Origin of the sequence: Escherichia sp. WS2035, assembly GCF_046487065.1 — a bacterium.
GTDB classification, from domain to species: Bacteria; Pseudomonadota; Gammaproteobacteria; order Enterobacterales; family Enterobacteriaceae; genus Escherichia; species Escherichia coli.
In genome coordinates, this window is sequence record NZ_JBJQKD010000016.1 from 1 (window position 1) to 14495 (window position 14495).

General features: G+C 50.7%; 14 protein-coding genes and 1 pseudogene. 8 read left to right on the plus strand and 7 right to left on the minus strand.

Features of this window, described 5'->3' with window-relative positions:
• The 3 genes and pseudogenes from ACJHX4_RS21380 to ACJHX4_RS21390 form a co-directional block, all read left to right on the plus strand.
• A pseudogene (locus ACJHX4_RS21380) lies at window positions 1–102 on the plus strand (IS30 family transposase); the annotation flags it as partial.
• Window positions 103–297: 195 nt separating this feature from the next.
• Window positions 298–1923: a phosphoethanolamine--lipid A transferase MCR-1.1 gene (locus ACJHX4_RS21385; protein ID WP_049589868.1), complete on the plus strand. Its 1626-nt coding sequence runs from the start codon at window positions 298–300 to the stop codon at window positions 1921–1923.
• A gap of 71 nt (window positions 1924–1994) precedes the next feature.
• Window positions 1995–2717, plus strand: a complete 723-nt coding sequence (locus ACJHX4_RS21390; RefSeq protein WP_039003037.1) for a PAP2 family protein — start codon at window positions 1995–1997, stop codon at window positions 2715–2717.
• Window positions 2718–2936: 219 nt separating this feature from the next.
• Here ACJHX4_RS21390 and ACJHX4_RS21395 read toward each other — a convergent pair whose 3' ends face one another.
• The 7 genes from ACJHX4_RS21395 to ACJHX4_RS21425 all read right to left on the minus strand — a co-directional run bounded on the left by ACJHX4_RS21395 (window position 2937) and on the right by ACJHX4_RS21425 (window position 9156).
• Entirely contained in the window at window positions 2937–4178 is a 1242-nt protein-coding gene (locus ACJHX4_RS21395; protein WP_001053338.1) for a vWA domain-containing protein, read from the minus strand.
• A 428-nt stretch (window positions 4179–4606) separates the two neighbouring features.
• Window positions 4607–5182, minus strand: coding sequence for a TerD family protein (locus ACJHX4_RS21400; RefSeq protein ID WP_000301242.1), 576 nt, complete (start codon window positions 5180–5182; stop codon window positions 4607–4609).
• Window positions 5183–5249: 67 nt separating this feature from the next.
• The gene (gene terD / locus ACJHX4_RS21405; protein ID WP_000116677.1) at window positions 5250–5828 is read right to left on the minus strand and encodes a tellurium resistance membrane protein TerD; all 579 of its coding nucleotides are present in this window, start codon (window positions 5826–5828) and stop codon (window positions 5250–5252) included.
• 48 nt (window positions 5829–5876) lie between these two features.
• Complete coding sequence (gene terC / locus ACJHX4_RS21410; protein ID WP_000255079.1) at window positions 5877–6917, minus strand: tellurium resistance membrane protein TerC; 1041 nt, start codon at window positions 6915–6917, stop codon at window positions 5877–5879.
• A 22-nt stretch (window positions 6918–6939) separates the two neighbouring features.
• Window positions 6940–7395, minus strand: coding sequence for a tellurite resistance TerB family protein (locus ACJHX4_RS21415; RefSeq protein ID WP_000007448.1), 456 nt, complete (start codon window positions 7393–7395; stop codon window positions 6940–6942).
• A 22-nt stretch (window positions 7396–7417) separates the two neighbouring features.
• On the minus strand, window positions 7418–8575 hold the full coding sequence (locus ACJHX4_RS21420; protein WP_001054787.1) for a TerD family protein: 1158 nt from the start codon (window positions 8573–8575) through the stop codon (window positions 7418–7420).
• Window positions 8575–9156 (minus strand): TerD family protein, encoded by a 582-nt coding sequence (locus ACJHX4_RS21425; protein ID WP_042634303.1) that lies wholly within the window; start codon window positions 9154–9156, stop codon window positions 8575–8577. Before ACJHX4_RS21425 ends, ACJHX4_RS21420 begins: the two co-directional genes overlap by 1 nt.
• Before the next feature lie 323 nt (window positions 9157–9479).
• Between ACJHX4_RS21425 and ACJHX4_RS21430 the strand changes: the two genes are divergently transcribed.
• The 5 genes from ACJHX4_RS21430 to ACJHX4_RS21450 are packed head-to-tail and all read left to right on the plus strand — an operon-like array spanning window position 9480 to window position 14493.
• Window positions 9480–10538: an ATP-grasp domain-containing protein gene (locus ACJHX4_RS21430; RefSeq protein WP_001035162.1), complete on the plus strand. Its 1059-nt coding sequence runs from the start codon at window positions 9480–9482 to the stop codon at window positions 10536–10538.
• Window positions 10539–10547: 9 nt separating this feature from the next.
• On the plus strand, window positions 10548–11690 hold the full coding sequence (locus ACJHX4_RS21435; protein WP_001285478.1) for a phosphoribosyltransferase domain-containing protein: 1143 nt from the start codon (window positions 10548–10550) through the stop codon (window positions 11688–11690).
• Window positions 11683–12456 (plus strand): hypothetical protein, encoded by a 774-nt coding sequence (locus ACJHX4_RS21440; protein ID WP_001040059.1) that lies wholly within the window; start codon window positions 11683–11685, stop codon window positions 12454–12456. The genes ACJHX4_RS21435 and ACJHX4_RS21440 overlap by 8 nt, the downstream gene beginning before the upstream one ends.
• Before the next feature lies 1 nt (window position 12457).
• Complete coding sequence (locus ACJHX4_RS21445) at window positions 12458–13537, plus strand: cysteine protease StiP family protein (RefSeq protein ID WP_042634304.1); 1080 nt, start codon at window positions 12458–12460, stop codon at window positions 13535–13537.
• Window positions 13537–14493 carry an HpcH/HpaI aldolase/citrate lyase family protein gene (locus ACJHX4_RS21450; RefSeq protein WP_000797366.1) on the plus strand — a complete coding sequence of 319 codons (957 nt, stop codon included), beginning with the start codon at window positions 13537–13539 and terminating at the stop codon, window positions 14491–14493. The genes ACJHX4_RS21445 and ACJHX4_RS21450 overlap by 1 nt, the downstream gene beginning before the upstream one ends.
• Window positions 14494–14495 lie beyond the last annotated feature (2 nt).

Below are 14495 nucleotides of genomic sequence, written 5' to 3' on the forward strand. Positions count from 1 at the left end.
ATTCAACAGGTGATCAATAAACTGAATTTACGACCACGTAAATGTTTAGGTTGGAAAACACCTTATGAAGTTTACTTCAAAAAATCGTTGCACTTGGTTTGACAATTCAAGATACAAATTATAAATACTCTCAAGTGTATATTCAGTATGGGATTGCGCAATGATTGCCTAATAAAATTTCTGAAATATTTCTGTATCGCATAATTTTTTATATCAGATAAATTGTACTGGATTTCTTAAAAAATTGCAGTATAATTGCCGCAATTATCCCACCGTTTATTTTTTGAGTAGTTTCTCATGATGCAGCATACTTCTGTGTGGTACCGACGCTCGGTCAGTCCGTTTGTTCTTGTGGCGAGTGTTGCCGTTTTCTTGACCGCGACCGCCAATCTTACCTTTTTTGATAAAATCAGCCAAACCTATCCCATCGCGGACAATCTCGGCTTTGTGCTGACGATCGCTGTCGTGCTCTTTGGCGCGATGCTACTGATCACCACGCTGTTATCATCGTATCGCTATGTGCTAAAGCCTGTGTTGATTTTGCTATTAATCATGGGCGCGGTGACCAGTTATTTTACTGACACTTATGGCACGGTCTATGATACGACCATGCTCCAAAATGCCCTACAGACCGACCAAGCCGAGACCAAGGATCTATTAAACGCAGCGTTTATCATGCGTATCATTGGTTTGGGTGTGCTACCAAGTTTGCTTGTGGCTTTTGTTAAGGTGGATTATCCGACTTGGGGCAAGGGTTTGATGCGCCGATTGGGCTTGATCGTGGCAAGTCTTGCGCTGATTTTACTGCCTGTGGTGGCGTTCAGCAGTCATTATGCCAGTTTCTTTCGCGTGCATAAGCCGCTGCGTAGCTATGTCAATCCGATCATGCCAATCTACTCGGTGGGTAAGCTTGCCAGTATTGAGTATAAAAAAGCCAGTGCGCCAAAAGATACCATTTATCACGCCAAAGACGCGGTACAAGCAACCAAGCCTGATATGCGTAAGCCACGCCTAGTGGTGTTCGTCGTCGGTGAGACGGCACGCGCCGATCATGTCAGCTTCAATGGCTATGAGCGCGATACTTTCCCACAGCTTGCCAAGATCGATGGCGTGACCAATTTTAGCAATGTCACATCGTGCGGCACATCGACGGCGTATTCTGTGCCGTGTATGTTCAGCTATCTGGGCGCGGATGAGTATGATGTCGATACCGCCAAATACCAAGAAAATGTGCTGGATACGCTGGATCGCTTGGGCGTAAGTATCTTGTGGCGTGATAATAATTCGGACTCAAAAGGCGTGATGGATAAGCTGCCAAAAGCGCAATTTGCCGATTATAAATCCGCGACCAACAACGCCATCTGCAACACCAATCCTTATAACGAATGCCGCGATGTCGGTATGCTCGTTGGCTTAGATGACTTTGTCGCTGCCAATAACGGCAAAGATATGCTGATCATGCTGCACCAAATGGGCAATCACGGGCCTGCGTATTTTAAGCGATATGATGAAAAGTTTGCCAAATTCACGCCAGTGTGTGAAGGTAATGAGCTTGCCAAGTGCGAACATCAGTCCTTGATCAATGCTTATGACAATGCCTTGCTTGCCACCGATGATTTCATCGCTCAAAGTATCCAGTGGCTGCAGACGCACAGCAATGCCTATGATGTCTCAATGCTGTATGTCAGCGATCATGGCGAAAGTCTGGGTGAGAACGGTGTCTATCTACATGGTATGCCAAATGCCTTTGCACCAAAAGAACAGCGCAGTGTGCCTGCATTTTTCTGGACGGATAAGCAAACTGGCATCACGCCAATGGCAACCGATACCGTCCTGACCCATGACGCGATCACGCCGACATTATTAAAGCTGTTTGATGTCACCGCGGACAAAGTCAAAGACCGCACCGCATTCATCCGCTGATTTCTCCCTGTATTTTTTCCAAACCCACCGCACACTCCATTCGTATTATGGGCGGTGGGGTGGGGTTTGTTATGCCGTATTTATCAAATAAACGCCTACTTGCTGAGATGAGTATCGCTCTTGTCATGGCGATCGTTGCCACGCTGACCCTTGAGCACAGTCAGATTGATCTGATGGTCGCTGATTGGTTTTATCTGGGTATGGGGCATTGGATGGTTGCCAAGCAAGCTTTTTTGCCAGATTTGCTACTGTATTCTGGACTAAAAAAGCTGCTGATGGCGATGCTGATCTACTTGCTGGTTGCGACCATTTGCCGTGCTTATCATGAGAAAAAGGGCAATGCTATCACTGCCAAGTGGCTTGTCCCAGTGACAAAATTTCGCGTGCGTGAGCTTGCGTATCTGGTGCTGACTTTGATCCTAGTGCCGACAGTTGTCGCGTCATTGAAGGCATATACTCATGTGGTCTGCCCTGTGCATTTGACGATTTTTGATGGTACGCTGCCGTATTTGCCGATGCTTGATAGTATGCGTAACACCATTCCTGATAAGTGCTTTCCTGCGGCGCATGCCAGTAGCGGATTTGCGCTGTTTGCCTTTGCGTTTGCGCCAAGTTTGCGCCGCCGTCGTGGTGCGATCATCATCGTGGTGATGGCATTGGGCTGGGCGATGGGCTGCTATAAGATGATTATTGGCGATCATTTTTTGAGCCATACGGTGGTGTCGATGATGCTTGCGTGGGCGATGTCGGCAGGGCTTGCGTGGGTGTTTTTTAAGAAGGGTGAACAAGTTTAATCGGCTTAAAGACAACTGAACCTTCTCGGCCCTTTCTGCGCCCCGACTAATGATACTATCGTAGTTGTCGATTTCATCATCAGTTGGTGATTCTTCAGCTATCCATTTCAGGTACTTGATGCGGTCCATATGCTCCTCCCTGTACGATTTCCAGTGAACAAAGGCTCTACAGTATTAAGCTGCTGTAGAGCTCCTTTAACCATGCGAAAACTGTGCGTATTACAGGATGCCTAACCTTTTTGTTTCATCGATCCACGGTCTGAATTCTTCCAGTAAATTATCATATAACTTTTCATCGCTGATCGAACCGAAATCATCCATGGCAAAGAAGTGGGTGTTATCAACCCGGCGGTCAGTAAAGTCATCCAGATTTTTGAGGATACCGTAGCTTGAACCACCCAGGCCGACAAACTTCCAGAAGATGGGGTAGTTGGCAGAACGCCGGATTGCATCTTTAATCGCCCGGGTCTTGCTGATCCCGCCATCGGTAATAAATACAACATATACCGGGATTTTCGAGTCCTTAAAGTAGTCGACAATTTCTTCCATCACAGGGGGCTCATTGTTTGTCCCACCAAGTCCCGGCAGGTTCTCCCAGGCTGAACGCTTTCCAGACCCGCGAATGGACTGAATATATGTGTCCAGGTTGTCCAGTGTGACGTTTGGATACTTCTTGTGCTTCTCTCCAAATCCCCAGACATCCATTTCACCGTCGTCGTCGAACTGGGCGGCAAGAACGGCGATGCGGTCCAGCACAGACTGAACGTTGCCCTTACTGAACTGGCCACTCATTGAGCCGGATGCGTCAAGTACAAATGCAACCGCTGCCTCAAGGGTGTCCAGTTTATTTTTAGTGAGACTGACCGAGGCTTTTTTAGCGAGGCTTACGAGGCGCGGAGATCTGGTTTCAAGTTTCTTTTCCAGACTGATACGAGCGGGCTTTGCTGGCTGCGGAGCTGGCTGTGCGACATCAACGCCAAAGCTAATGGCCAGAGGCTCAAGACCACCGTTGAAACCCTGCCCGAGCGCACGAAGCTTCCAGGCGCCATTGTGCCGATATACTTCACCCAGGATGATTGCTTTCTCACTGCGGCCCTGAGTCTCAGCCTGAAAATCAGCGATACCAGGAGCCTGAATGCTCAATAAACTGAGCCCACTGATAGTATCTTCACCATCAATGACAACGGTGATCGCAATCTTACTGACGTTCGCCGGAACACGATCCAGTGCTATCTCAATGCTGGACTGCTGAGAACCGGTAACGAGCTTTACTGCCCCTTCAGGAGAAGACAGATTATTATAAAAGATAAAGTCAGAATCGCCGGTTACCTTTCCCTGAGCATTAAGCAGGAAGAGGCAGGTATCGGGTTCGCCTTTAAAGCCGGATTTGGCAGGGTACTGAAGATTCAGCCTGATCGCAGATTGCTGAAGCGGTATGTTTTGTCCGGATTGTAGATTCACATTAACTCTCCTGATTTTTGATTATTTTTAAAGCGCAGCGCTTATATATGTTCCCCAGGCTTAGTTCAGGACGCTGGATTTCTGGTGAGGCGTATATATGGTGTGACACCATATTTCATCACGCTGAAGTTTCTATACCTGTTGAACTGGAATTTTGATTGACCGGGTATCTTATGTTCCAGATCCCGTTCCTTCATAAACCGCAAAAGTAACATATATCAGAGGGGCATTCTGTTGATAAAAGGCACGGAATACCGGCTTTAACCAGCAACCAGAGATAAATCCGTTTCCTGCCTTTAAAAGGCTCAGGTCTGAATTAACATGACCTGCTTTCTGAAATTTCCAGTCCCCTTTCTACTACTCCCTCCTGAAAGCGGATCGCAACCAAAAAAAACCCCGGCATTGCCGGGGTATGATTCAGCGTTGTTTTAGATGTTAACGCCGTGCTGGGAGGCAAGAGCCGCCAGGCCACCGGCAAAGCCCTGACCGACAGCTTTAAACTTCCACTCAGCGCCATGACGATACAGTTCACCGAAGACCATAGCGGTTTCGGTTGAGGCATCTTCAGACAGATCGAAACGGGCAATTTCCGTGCCGTTGTCGTTGTTGTAAACGCGCATGAAGCTGTTGCTCACCATGCCGAAGTTTTGTTTACGCGCTTCTGCATCATAGATGGTAACGGCAAACACCAGTTTTTTGATATCTGCTGAGACTTTGGTCAGATCGATTTTGACCTGCTCATCGTCACCGTCGCCTTCACCGGTACGGTTGTCGCCCTGGTGCTCTACCGCGCCATCAGGGCTGGTTTTGTTATTGAAGAAAATGAAATGCGCATCTGACAGCACTTTACCGTCTTCGCCTACTGCGAACACGGAAGCGTCCAGGTCAAAAGCCTGACCGTCAGTTACACGGGCATCCCAGCCGAGGCCAACCATAGCGATATTCATGGTTGGTGCTTCTTTGGTCAGAGATACGTTGCCGCCTTTTACGAGAGAAACTGCCATTTTTAGCTCCTGCAAACAGTTGAATGAGGGCTGCATTAACAGCCCCGGGTGAAAAGTTACTTTTCGATCAGGACGCGTTAATGCCGTACTGAGCACATACAGATGCCAGACCACCAGCATAACCCTGGCCCACTGCGCGGAATTTCCACTCACCATTGTGGCGATACAGCTCGCCGAACAGCATGGCAGTCTCAGTGGACGCATCTTCGGTCAGATCGTAGCGAGCGACTTCAGTCTGGTTATCGTCATTGACCAGGCGAATAAACGCACCGGATACCTGACCAAAGCTCTGGCGACGAGCCTGAGCATCATGGATAGTGACAACGAAGATGATCTTGTCAACATCAGACGGGACGGCGTCCAGTTTAATTTTCAGCGATTCATCATCACCATCACCTTCACCGGTACGGTTATCACCGGTATGGGTTACGGAACCGTCAGATGACGTCAGGTTGTTATAGAAGATGAAATCTGAATCGCCGCGCACTTTGCCATTTGCGGCCAGCAGGAATGCTGAAGCATCCAGGTCAAAGTCCTGACCGTCTGTTGAACGCGCATCCCAGCCAAGGCCCACCAGGACGTTTTTCATTGACGGAGCTGCTTTACTCAGGGAGACGTTCCCGCCTTTGGAAAGAGAAACACTCATAAAATAACCTCTTCGATTAGTAATTGTTCAGGTTAACACTTCAGGGGATCAGCTCCCCTTTTCCTCAGATTCAGGTTTGCCCGGGAACATGACGCTTGCGAGAATGCCCAGCGCCAAAACACCCAGTACAACATACAGGCTGGTTGTCGCCGCGATGCTGTAACCATGATGCCAAATGTGATCGGTCGCATTCAGGCCCAGTTTTGCCGCGATGAAGAACAGCAGCACGATAACGGCCTTCTCCAGATGAACCAGGTACTGTTTCAGTGCTTCAAGGACAAAGTACAGAGTACGCAGGCCCAGGATAGCAAACATCATGGCACTATAGACGATAAGCGGTTCACGACTGACGGCAATGATTGCCGGTACCGAGTCAAACGCAAACATAACATCCGAGAGTTCAACCACGGCCACACACAGGAACAGAGGGGTCGCATACAGCGCCGCCTTTTTACCACGGCCAATGGTGACATCGCTGTTTTCTGGTTTCGCCAGTTCGGCATCCACTTCCTTCTGGTTAAGCAGGAAAGCATGACCTCTGAGCTTCGGCCAGATAGGGAAGAAGCGTTTAACCATGCGGTAAGCCAGATGCTGGGAATAATCCTCAATTTCATCATCGTCATCACCGCTTTTAAGCATCATGACCGCCGTCCAGGCGACGATGATAGCGAAGACAACTTCAACATACGGCCCCAGACTCAGCAGGCTCGTACCGATGGCGACAAAGATGCCCCTGAAGACGATGGCACCAATGATCCCCCAGTAGAGAACACGGTGGCGGTAACGATCAGGAACGGCGAACCAGGAGAAGATGGCCATCATGACAAACAGGTTGTCGACCGACAGCACTTTCTCCAGCGCATAACCCGTTACAAACAGGCTGGCAACCTCAGCACCGTGGTGGATGTAGAGGAAACCGGCAAATGCCATCGCAACCACAACCCAGAATACGGACCAGAGCGCCGCACTCTTCAGGGAAATGGGCTTGTCATCACGGTGCATAAACAGGTCAATAAAGATGGCACCGACTGAAAGCGCAATGAAAACAATGACCGTTTCAGTCGGGAAGCCGATGTGTGTGGAAACCATATTTTACCCTTAGGGATGTGGATCAGAGGCCAAATTCAGCCGGGTCGAAGCCCAACGCGATAGCGATCTCGCGGGAGGCCAGTTTCTCGTCCTGATCGAAGTTACCGTCACTTTTCGCAACGGCAATACCAACACGTAAGGCCAGCTGAGCGGCCTCAGGCTGATCTTTCAGCGCCAGGATGTATTTCATGGTTTCGCCCTTGCCGATTTCAACATCGAAATCGAAGCTTGAAACCAGTTTATTGAAGAACTCGATCACCTCATTGGTATCGAAGACCTTCAGCTCTTCTGAAGAGCGAAGAAAGCCCATCATTTTCTGCTTTTCTTCCGAACTCACGCCGTCACTCGATACGGCAATACGGGCACATACAGCAACGGTGCCGTGCATAAATTTTTTGTTTTTGAAACGACCAACCTGGCGGGTCAGTTCGTCCCGGCCAGAGTTAATGGCACCTTTTACCTTGTCGAAAAAGCTCATACCTGTTTCCTTTGTTGCTGTGTTATTTAGAACCGGCGCTCCAGCGAAATCCCCAGCCAAATGCCCGGTCCATTTCGTCCTGGCCTTTGAAGTACTGGTTAATTCGCTCGACTTTAATTGCGCCGTTTTCGTTTACGAGTCTGGCAATGGCGCACAATGTGCGACGGTTTTCACCTTCGGTCAGGCGGGTCTCAATGGGCGGTTGATCCGGCACATGAATGGTGACCACACCATCAGTCTTGTCCCAGCTGGGAACACCTTCATAAATAAAGGCGTAAATCAGCACTTCGCGGATATGCTTCCATTCACGTCCATTGATATGCAGCCACTCGCCGTCTGATACATCACCCGTCCGGTCATCGCCCTTGAGCTGAACATACGGTTCATCGCGATAATTACCGAATGCATTACCGAGCGCCTGAATGACCGATTTATACCCGTCCTGAAGCTCAACAAAGGCCCCCAGATCCAGGTCGATTCCTTTGGAGCCGAACATGCCTGCAAAGCCTGATTTGCCGCTGCCCCGGTGCCAGTTCAGGTTGATCCGGATTTCACCGAAGTTATCCCGTTTGGTCAGGCTGATTGCAGGCTTCTCTTTTGTCAGCGATACCTTGCTCAGGCTGATTTTTGTCTCAACTGGCGGAGGGGTTACAACCGGAGGAGTCGGGGCTGCGGGAGCCGGTTCGTCGGCAATATTTACGCCGAAATGCTCTGCCAGCGGTTTAAGTCCACCGTTGAACCCCTGCGCAACGAAGCGGAATTTCCAGTCATTATTACGACGGTAAAATTCACCCAGAATTAAGGCTGCTTCCTGACGGCCGCTCAGTTCGACACTGCCGCTAACCAGGCCGGTAGCCCCTTGCTCCACGTCGATGGAAAGATTACGAAGACCGGACACCGTCTGCCCACCGTCACAGGTCACGGTGAACGCAATTTTCTGGACATCAGGTTTCAGCCGGTTGAGCGCGACAGTAAAGGTTGAGTACTGGCCTTCACTGACCAGGCTGACGGTACCATCATCGTTACGTGGCTGACCATAAAACACCATGTCCGCATCACCCTGCACCTTCCCGTCGGCATACAGGCGAAACGCCGAAGCATCCACCTGGCCGCCCGAGGTGATCCGGACCCGCAACTCCTGGGCTGGAACGGGGGCATTGCCCCCCGGCGTCAGGTTCATTAGCGAATAACCGCTGAAACGATATCGGAGTGCATATCGTCAATTGTGCGGCCGCGACAGGCATGGCCAAGGGCGGTAAAGTCCCAGTTGCCGTTATTACGGCGCAGCGAAGAAATAACGATCCCGGTATGTGAGCCCTGCTCAGTCAGCTTGTAGCGAGCCAGCTCTTTGCCGGTTTGATCGACAACGCGGCAGAACGCGTTTTCGACGTCATTGAACGACTGACCACGGAAGCTGTTTACCGTAAACGCCAGGTATTCAACGTTTGCAGGCAGTCGGGAGAGGTTGACCTTAATCACCTCATCGTCACCGTCACCCTCACCGGTCAGGTTATCGCCACTGTGCACAACAGCGCCGCAGGTGGATTCCAGTTTGCGGAACCAGATGGTGTCAATTGTTTTACCGGTGCTGTCCATTAATACGCAGCCAGCATCGAGATCGATTGAGTCGTTGCCTCCAAACAATCCTCCAAGAAGACCTTTTTTCTTAACCGGATCCCAACCGAGACCGAATTGAAGCTGGCTTAATGCTGAAGATTCTTTGCTGAGTGATACCGTCTGGTTCTTACTTAATGAAACCATGTTTTATTCCTTAAAATGGTAATGACCGAGACAATCAAAGGTATATTTAGTAACTGACGAAGAAAATCATATCATGATGAAGTTCTCTGACAAGGGAAATTTTGGTAGTTTTCTTCAAAAACACAAAAATAAATCCTTTTCATGGTGTTCATTTTTCTATTTTTAATTTAAATATCAATACGTTATAAGGCACTAAAAAAAACACTGACGCACTCCATAACCACTGAAGTTATTAATCATATTATGATTGACATGTAGCGTAGACACTCATAGACTCACTTCTCAATCATAAATTTGCATGGCGTTCCGGATAATTAAAAAAAATGAACAAGAAAATTTGGTTTATGGAAGGTTTGTCCTCCCAGCGAGATATTATTCAGGGGGTAAAATCATTTGCACAAAAAAATAATTTTGCTATTACCGTATTTGCCTCCCACCGTAACGAAAGACATGAAATTCTTTCCGTTGCCGATTATTCTTTGACTGAACCTGAAGATCCTCAAAAACGTCTTCAGTTTATTCAGGAAACCATTCAGACCTACGGCATCCACCATATTCATACTGGCCGTAACAGCCAGTGGTTTGAAGAACACCGTTCAGCCATTGAATCGACCGGAGCCACCCTTACTACCGGTGCAACAGGCGTCGACTGGTTAACTCTGGCTGACGAAAAAGTTACTTTTGCTCAGTTTATGGAGCAAAACGGGCTCCCGGTCGTACCGTCCTGGCGGGTGAATACGCTGGCAGAATTAAAGACGCACCTCGCGGCCCCGCCGTTCTCGGACAGCCCGGTATGCGTGAAGCCGGTGACGGGTATCTATGGCATGGGATTCTGGCGCTTTGATGACAGTGCTTCGCCCATGGCCGTCTTTAATCATCCCGAACATCGTCTGGTCAGTCCGCAACAGTATATTGCAGCAGCATCGGCTTCTGAGTCGTTTAAACCCCTTGTTTTGATGCCGTACCTGCCAGGCCCGGAATTTTCCGTCGATATCCTCGCGGATAAGGGCGAAATACTCGCAGCCGTGGGACGCCGTAAGGAAGGGGCTATCCAGTATCTGGTAAACGAAGGAAGCGCCTGGGAACTGGCTTGTGACTGCGCCCGGGTTATGAAGGCCGACGGGCTGGTGAATGTTCAGACGCGAAACGATGTGAATGGCAACCCGGTGCTGCTTGAAACCAACATGCGTCCGTCAGGCGGGGTGGGTTATACCCTTCACAGCGGGGTGAACCTTCCCGGGTTGTTTGCTGCCTTTAAGCTCGGTCTGATGTCTGAAGATGCGGTGATCCAGAGCGCCAGAAATACCTTTTCTCCGGTTGCAGTGAGATCCATCACAGATGTCATCGTTTACCCGGAATCACTCTCTAACCATCTGAATTAAGGCGTGTTTATGTCTGATACCCTCGAAGATATGATTTATCGCCGTACCCTCTCATGCGGTACGATACAGGTAACCCGCGACCAGGGTGATGTTTCGCTCGATGACCTGTTTGATATCGCTGAAAGACGTAACCCGAAACGCGCCTTTCTGTTTGTCAGCAAAGTACTCGGCAGGCACATTCCCGTGCCACCCTCAGTCATGCGGCAGGCCTACAGACAGCTTGCCAGCCAGTTCCCCGCAACGCTGACAGGGCCCGTACTTTTTATCGGTATGGCTGAAACCGCCGTTGGGCTAGGGGCCGGTGTGTTTGATGAAGTGCGCCACCAGCATCGTGAATCTGTCTATCTGACCTCTACCCGTCACCCGGTTGATGGCACGTTACTTTGCGAGTTCAAGGAAGAACACAGCCACGCCACCGATCATCTGATCTATCTGCCAGATGATGAAGAGAAAAGACGTCGTGTTACCAACGCACGAACGCTGGTTTTGATTGATGACGAGGCAACCACCGGTAATACCTTTATTAACCTGCTTTCTGCCCTGCGTAATACCGGCAAGCTTCAACATATTGAACAGGTTATCGCCGTTACGCTTACCGACTGGAGTAGCAACGCCCTGTCGGAGCGCACATCCTTGCCCGTCACTTCGGTTTCGCTTGTAAGCGGTCAGTGGGGATGGACCCCATTACCTGATGCACCTGTCCCGGACATGCCGAAAGTCAACGTAACTTCACGCGGAGAATGGGACATCCTGGGAAAACAGTCCTGGGGTCGACTGGGGATGCTCGCACCTGCGGCCGATCTCGGCCATGAGGTCTCCGTCCGCAAGGGGGAACGTATTCTGGTTCTCGGGACCGGGGAATTCGTCTGGGAGCCGTTCCTGCTTGCTGAACGGCTCGAAGCTGCCGGAGCACAGGCACTTTATGGTTCGACCACCCGCTCCCCTATCGCCGTTGGTTATGCCATTGAGTCCGCCATTTCCTTTACGGATAACTACGGGCTGGGCATCCCCAATTTTGTCTATAACGTCGCCCACCAGCAGTTTGACCGTATTCTTGTGTGTACTGAGACACCCGCAGAAAGTATTGACACGCAGCTTCTTAAAGCCCTGGCTGAGGTTGCGCCCGTCGTGGAGATTGTTACCTATGAATAAACCCGTTGTTCTGAGCGACCTTGACGACACGCTCTTTCAGACCCGTCGTAAAATGGTGGACGAGCTGGCCCTGGAGCCATTCCGTACCGGTGCCGTTGATCGCACCCTGAATCCACGAAGCTTTATGACGGAAGAACAGTCCATGTTGGTGGACTGGCTCCTGGAGCAGGCTGAACTCATACCTGTTACCGCCCGGGGAACTGAAGAAATCAGCCGCGTCCGGATCCCTTTCCACTCCTGGGCAATCACCACGCACGGGGCCGTCATTCTCACGCCTGAAGGCAAACCCGACGAGGAGTGGAAGGCCCATATGCTTGGCCAGCTGGCTCCCTACCAGGAAAAGCTGACATCGATGCAGCGTCTGATCACTGAAATGATGGACGCAAAAGGGATCAATGCCTGGGCAAGGCTGAACTTCGAATACGGTGAAACGGCGGTTTATATGGTGATGAAGCACCGCGACAGCACCCGCCTTGACGAGCTTAATGCCATTGCAGATGAGATAGAAACGGTGTTTCCGACCGAGGGCTTCTACATCCACCGCAACAGTAATAACGTGGCCTGGCTTCCCACCCCGGTTGAGAAAGGGCTGGCAGTCAGATGGCTGCTTGAAAAACTTCGGGCTGAACGCGGAGTCTTCCCCGTAATTGGCCTGGGCGACAGCCTGAGCGATCATCGTTTTATGAAACTGTGCAGCTGGTTTGGCATCCCGCGTCAGAGTCAGTTTGCAGATGCCATTTCACAGCGAATTTTTGGAGAAAATTAAAATGCAGCCACATGACACATTTACCGGCTCATACCAGCCCGGTGACGTGGAATTTCTGCTAAAGCCGGTTGTCATTGAGATGACGCCGGTTGAGCAAAAAGAAGAGCTGATTCAGTCAGGGAAGAAACATTATTCGGACATGCTCAGTCAGGAGCCAGCGCCAACACAATGGCATCTTGATTTGTTTCACCGGGCGCTGGATCGGGGCGCAGAGAGACTTGCAAAAGAAGTCACACAGCTCGCTATTGCTCTGGCCAAACGCTTTGGTGATGAGCCCATTGTACTGGCCAGTCTTGTCAGGGCTGGCGTGCCGCTCGGCGTTATGCTGCACCAGGCCCTGCGTGACATGGGGAAAACCTCATGGCATTACGGTATCAGCATTATCCGGGATCGTGGAATTGACGGTGCAGCCCTCGACGTCATTGAAGAGCGGCATGGTACCAGCGGTATTGTCTTTGTTGACGGATGGACAGGTAAAGGCGCAATTACCGGAGAGCTTGTACGCGCACTGAAAGATCGCCCGGGCTATCCTGAGCAGCCGCGACTGGTTGTCCTGGCCGATCCCTGTGGCTGCTCCTGGCTTGCAGCCAGTGATGATGACTGGCTCATTCCTTTTGGCATCATGGGTGCGCCGGTGTCAGGCCTGATCTCCCGGTCAGTGTGGTCCTCTGAAGGATTACACGGGTGCATGGTTTGCGAGCATCTCAGTGAATTCGAATGCAGCCGGATGCTTGTCGATACCGTCGCTCATTTCCGTAAGAAGTTAACCCCGTCATCCCTCGCTCCCCTGAGCTGGAATACGGAGTCAGCCCGGGTCTTATGGCAGACAAGTCGCGACGTTATCGCGTTCCTGGCCGATGAATTTAAAGTGGACAGCGTCAATCGTATAAAACCCGGTATTGCTGAAGCAACCCGGGCTGTATTACGTCGGGTACCGGACCATGTATTTGTGCGTTCTATTGACGACTCGGACGTTGCCTTGCTTGTAGGGCTTGCTCGTGAAAAGGGAATAGTTGTTACAGAAATGGGGGGAACCCTCGGCCAGTATCGGGCTGTAACCATTATCAAGAAGGTACTTTGATGAAAAATCGTCTTTCTCCCTGGAATCTGGGAGCCACGCTATACATGCCTGCAACACGGGAAGATATTGCTGATGCCGTCCTGCACGGGAAAATCCCGGGTTTGCGCTCTCTGGTGATTTGCCTGGAGGATGCTGTCAGTGAAGCAGACATCCCCGTCGCCCTCAAAAATCTGGAGCACCTGCTGCACGAGCTCAGTAACAGCATGCATAGCCTGGGTAAAAATGACTGGCCTCTGGTGTTCATTCGCCCCCGGCATGCCGAAATGGGCAGATGGTTAAAAGCGCATTATGATCTTTCCGCTGTCGACGGGTTTGTGTTGCCGAAATTTACCCTCAGTTCGTTAGCTGAATGGTGGGATATCATGGGCGGGACTCACCTGTGCATGATGCCAACGCTGGAAACAGAAGACGTCTTTGACGTGGTTCAGATGCGGGAGCTGGCCACCCGTCTGGTGGAACATCCCTGCCACGACCGCATTATTGCGCTTCGAATCGGCGGCAACGATCTTATGAACGTTGTGTCGCTTCGCCGTCCCCGGGACCTGACGCTGTATGACAGCCCGATGGGCTACGTCATCAAAATGCTCGTTTCGGTCTTCGGCCCGCGTGATTTTGCCCTGACCGCGCCCGTATGTGAGCATATTGACGATCATGCCGTAATGGCCAGAGAGCTGGCTCTTGATATGGCACATGGGCTTGTTGGGAAAACGGCCATTCACCCGGGTCAGATAGAGGTCATTCAAAACGCGCTGATGGTCACTCAGGGTGAGCATTCTGACGCTCTGCGGATCCTGAACTCTACCCAGGCCGTGTTTAAGTCGCAGGGAGCAATGTGTGAACCCGCCACACATCGCCGCTGGGCGGCTGGCATTCTGGACAGAGCTCGTTTTTATGGGTTACAGAACGAGCAAAGCGCTGATGGAATCAGATTACTTACCGTGACCCAGCATCATTAAGG

Bases quoted from the DNA above. Each gene is read 5' to 3' on its own strand.
- ACJHX4_RS21385 (WP_049589868.1), top strand. From the start codon at position 298: ATGATGCAGCATACTTCTGTGTGGTACCGACGCTCGGTCAGTCCGTTT.
- ACJHX4_RS21390 (WP_039003037.1), top strand. From the start codon at position 1,995: ATGCCGTATTTATCAAATAAACGCCTACTTGCTGAGATGAGTATCGCT.
- ACJHX4_RS21400 (WP_000301242.1), bottom strand. From the start codon at position 5,182: ATGGCAGTTTCTCTCGTAAAAGGCGGCAACGTATCTCTGACCAAAGAA.
- terD (WP_000116677.1), bottom strand. From the start codon at position 5,828: ATGAGTGTTTCTCTTTCCAAAGGCGGGAACGTCTCCCTGAGTAAAGCA.
- terC (WP_000255079.1), bottom strand. From the start codon at position 6,917: ATGGTTTCCACACACATCGGCTTCCCGACTGAAACGGTCATTGTTTTC.
- ACJHX4_RS21415 (WP_000007448.1), bottom strand. From the start codon at position 7,395: ATGAGCTTTTTCGACAAGGTAAAAGGTGCCATTAACTCTGGCCGGGAC.
- ACJHX4_RS21420 (WP_001054787.1), bottom strand. From the start codon at position 8,575: ATGAACCTGACGCCGGGGGGCAATGCCCCCGTTCCAGCCCAGGAGTTG.
- ACJHX4_RS21425 (WP_042634303.1), bottom strand. From the start codon at position 9,156: ATGGTTTCATTAAGTAAGAACCAGACGGTATCACTCAGCAAAGAATCT.
- ACJHX4_RS21430 (WP_001035162.1), top strand. From the start codon at position 9,480: ATGAACAAGAAAATTTGGTTTATGGAAGGTTTGTCCTCCCAGCGAGAT.
- ACJHX4_RS21435 (WP_001285478.1), top strand. From the start codon at position 10,548: ATGTCTGATACCCTCGAAGATATGATTTATCGCCGTACCCTCTCATGC.
- ACJHX4_RS21440 (WP_001040059.1), top strand. From the start codon at position 11,683: ATGAATAAACCCGTTGTTCTGAGCGACCTTGACGACACGCTCTTTCAG.
- ACJHX4_RS21445 (WP_042634304.1), top strand. From the start codon at position 12,458: ATGCAGCCACATGACACATTTACCGGCTCATACCAGCCCGGTGACGTG.
- ACJHX4_RS21450 (WP_000797366.1), top strand. From the start codon at position 13,537: ATGAAAAATCGTCTTTCTCCCTGGAATCTGGGAGCCACGCTATACATG.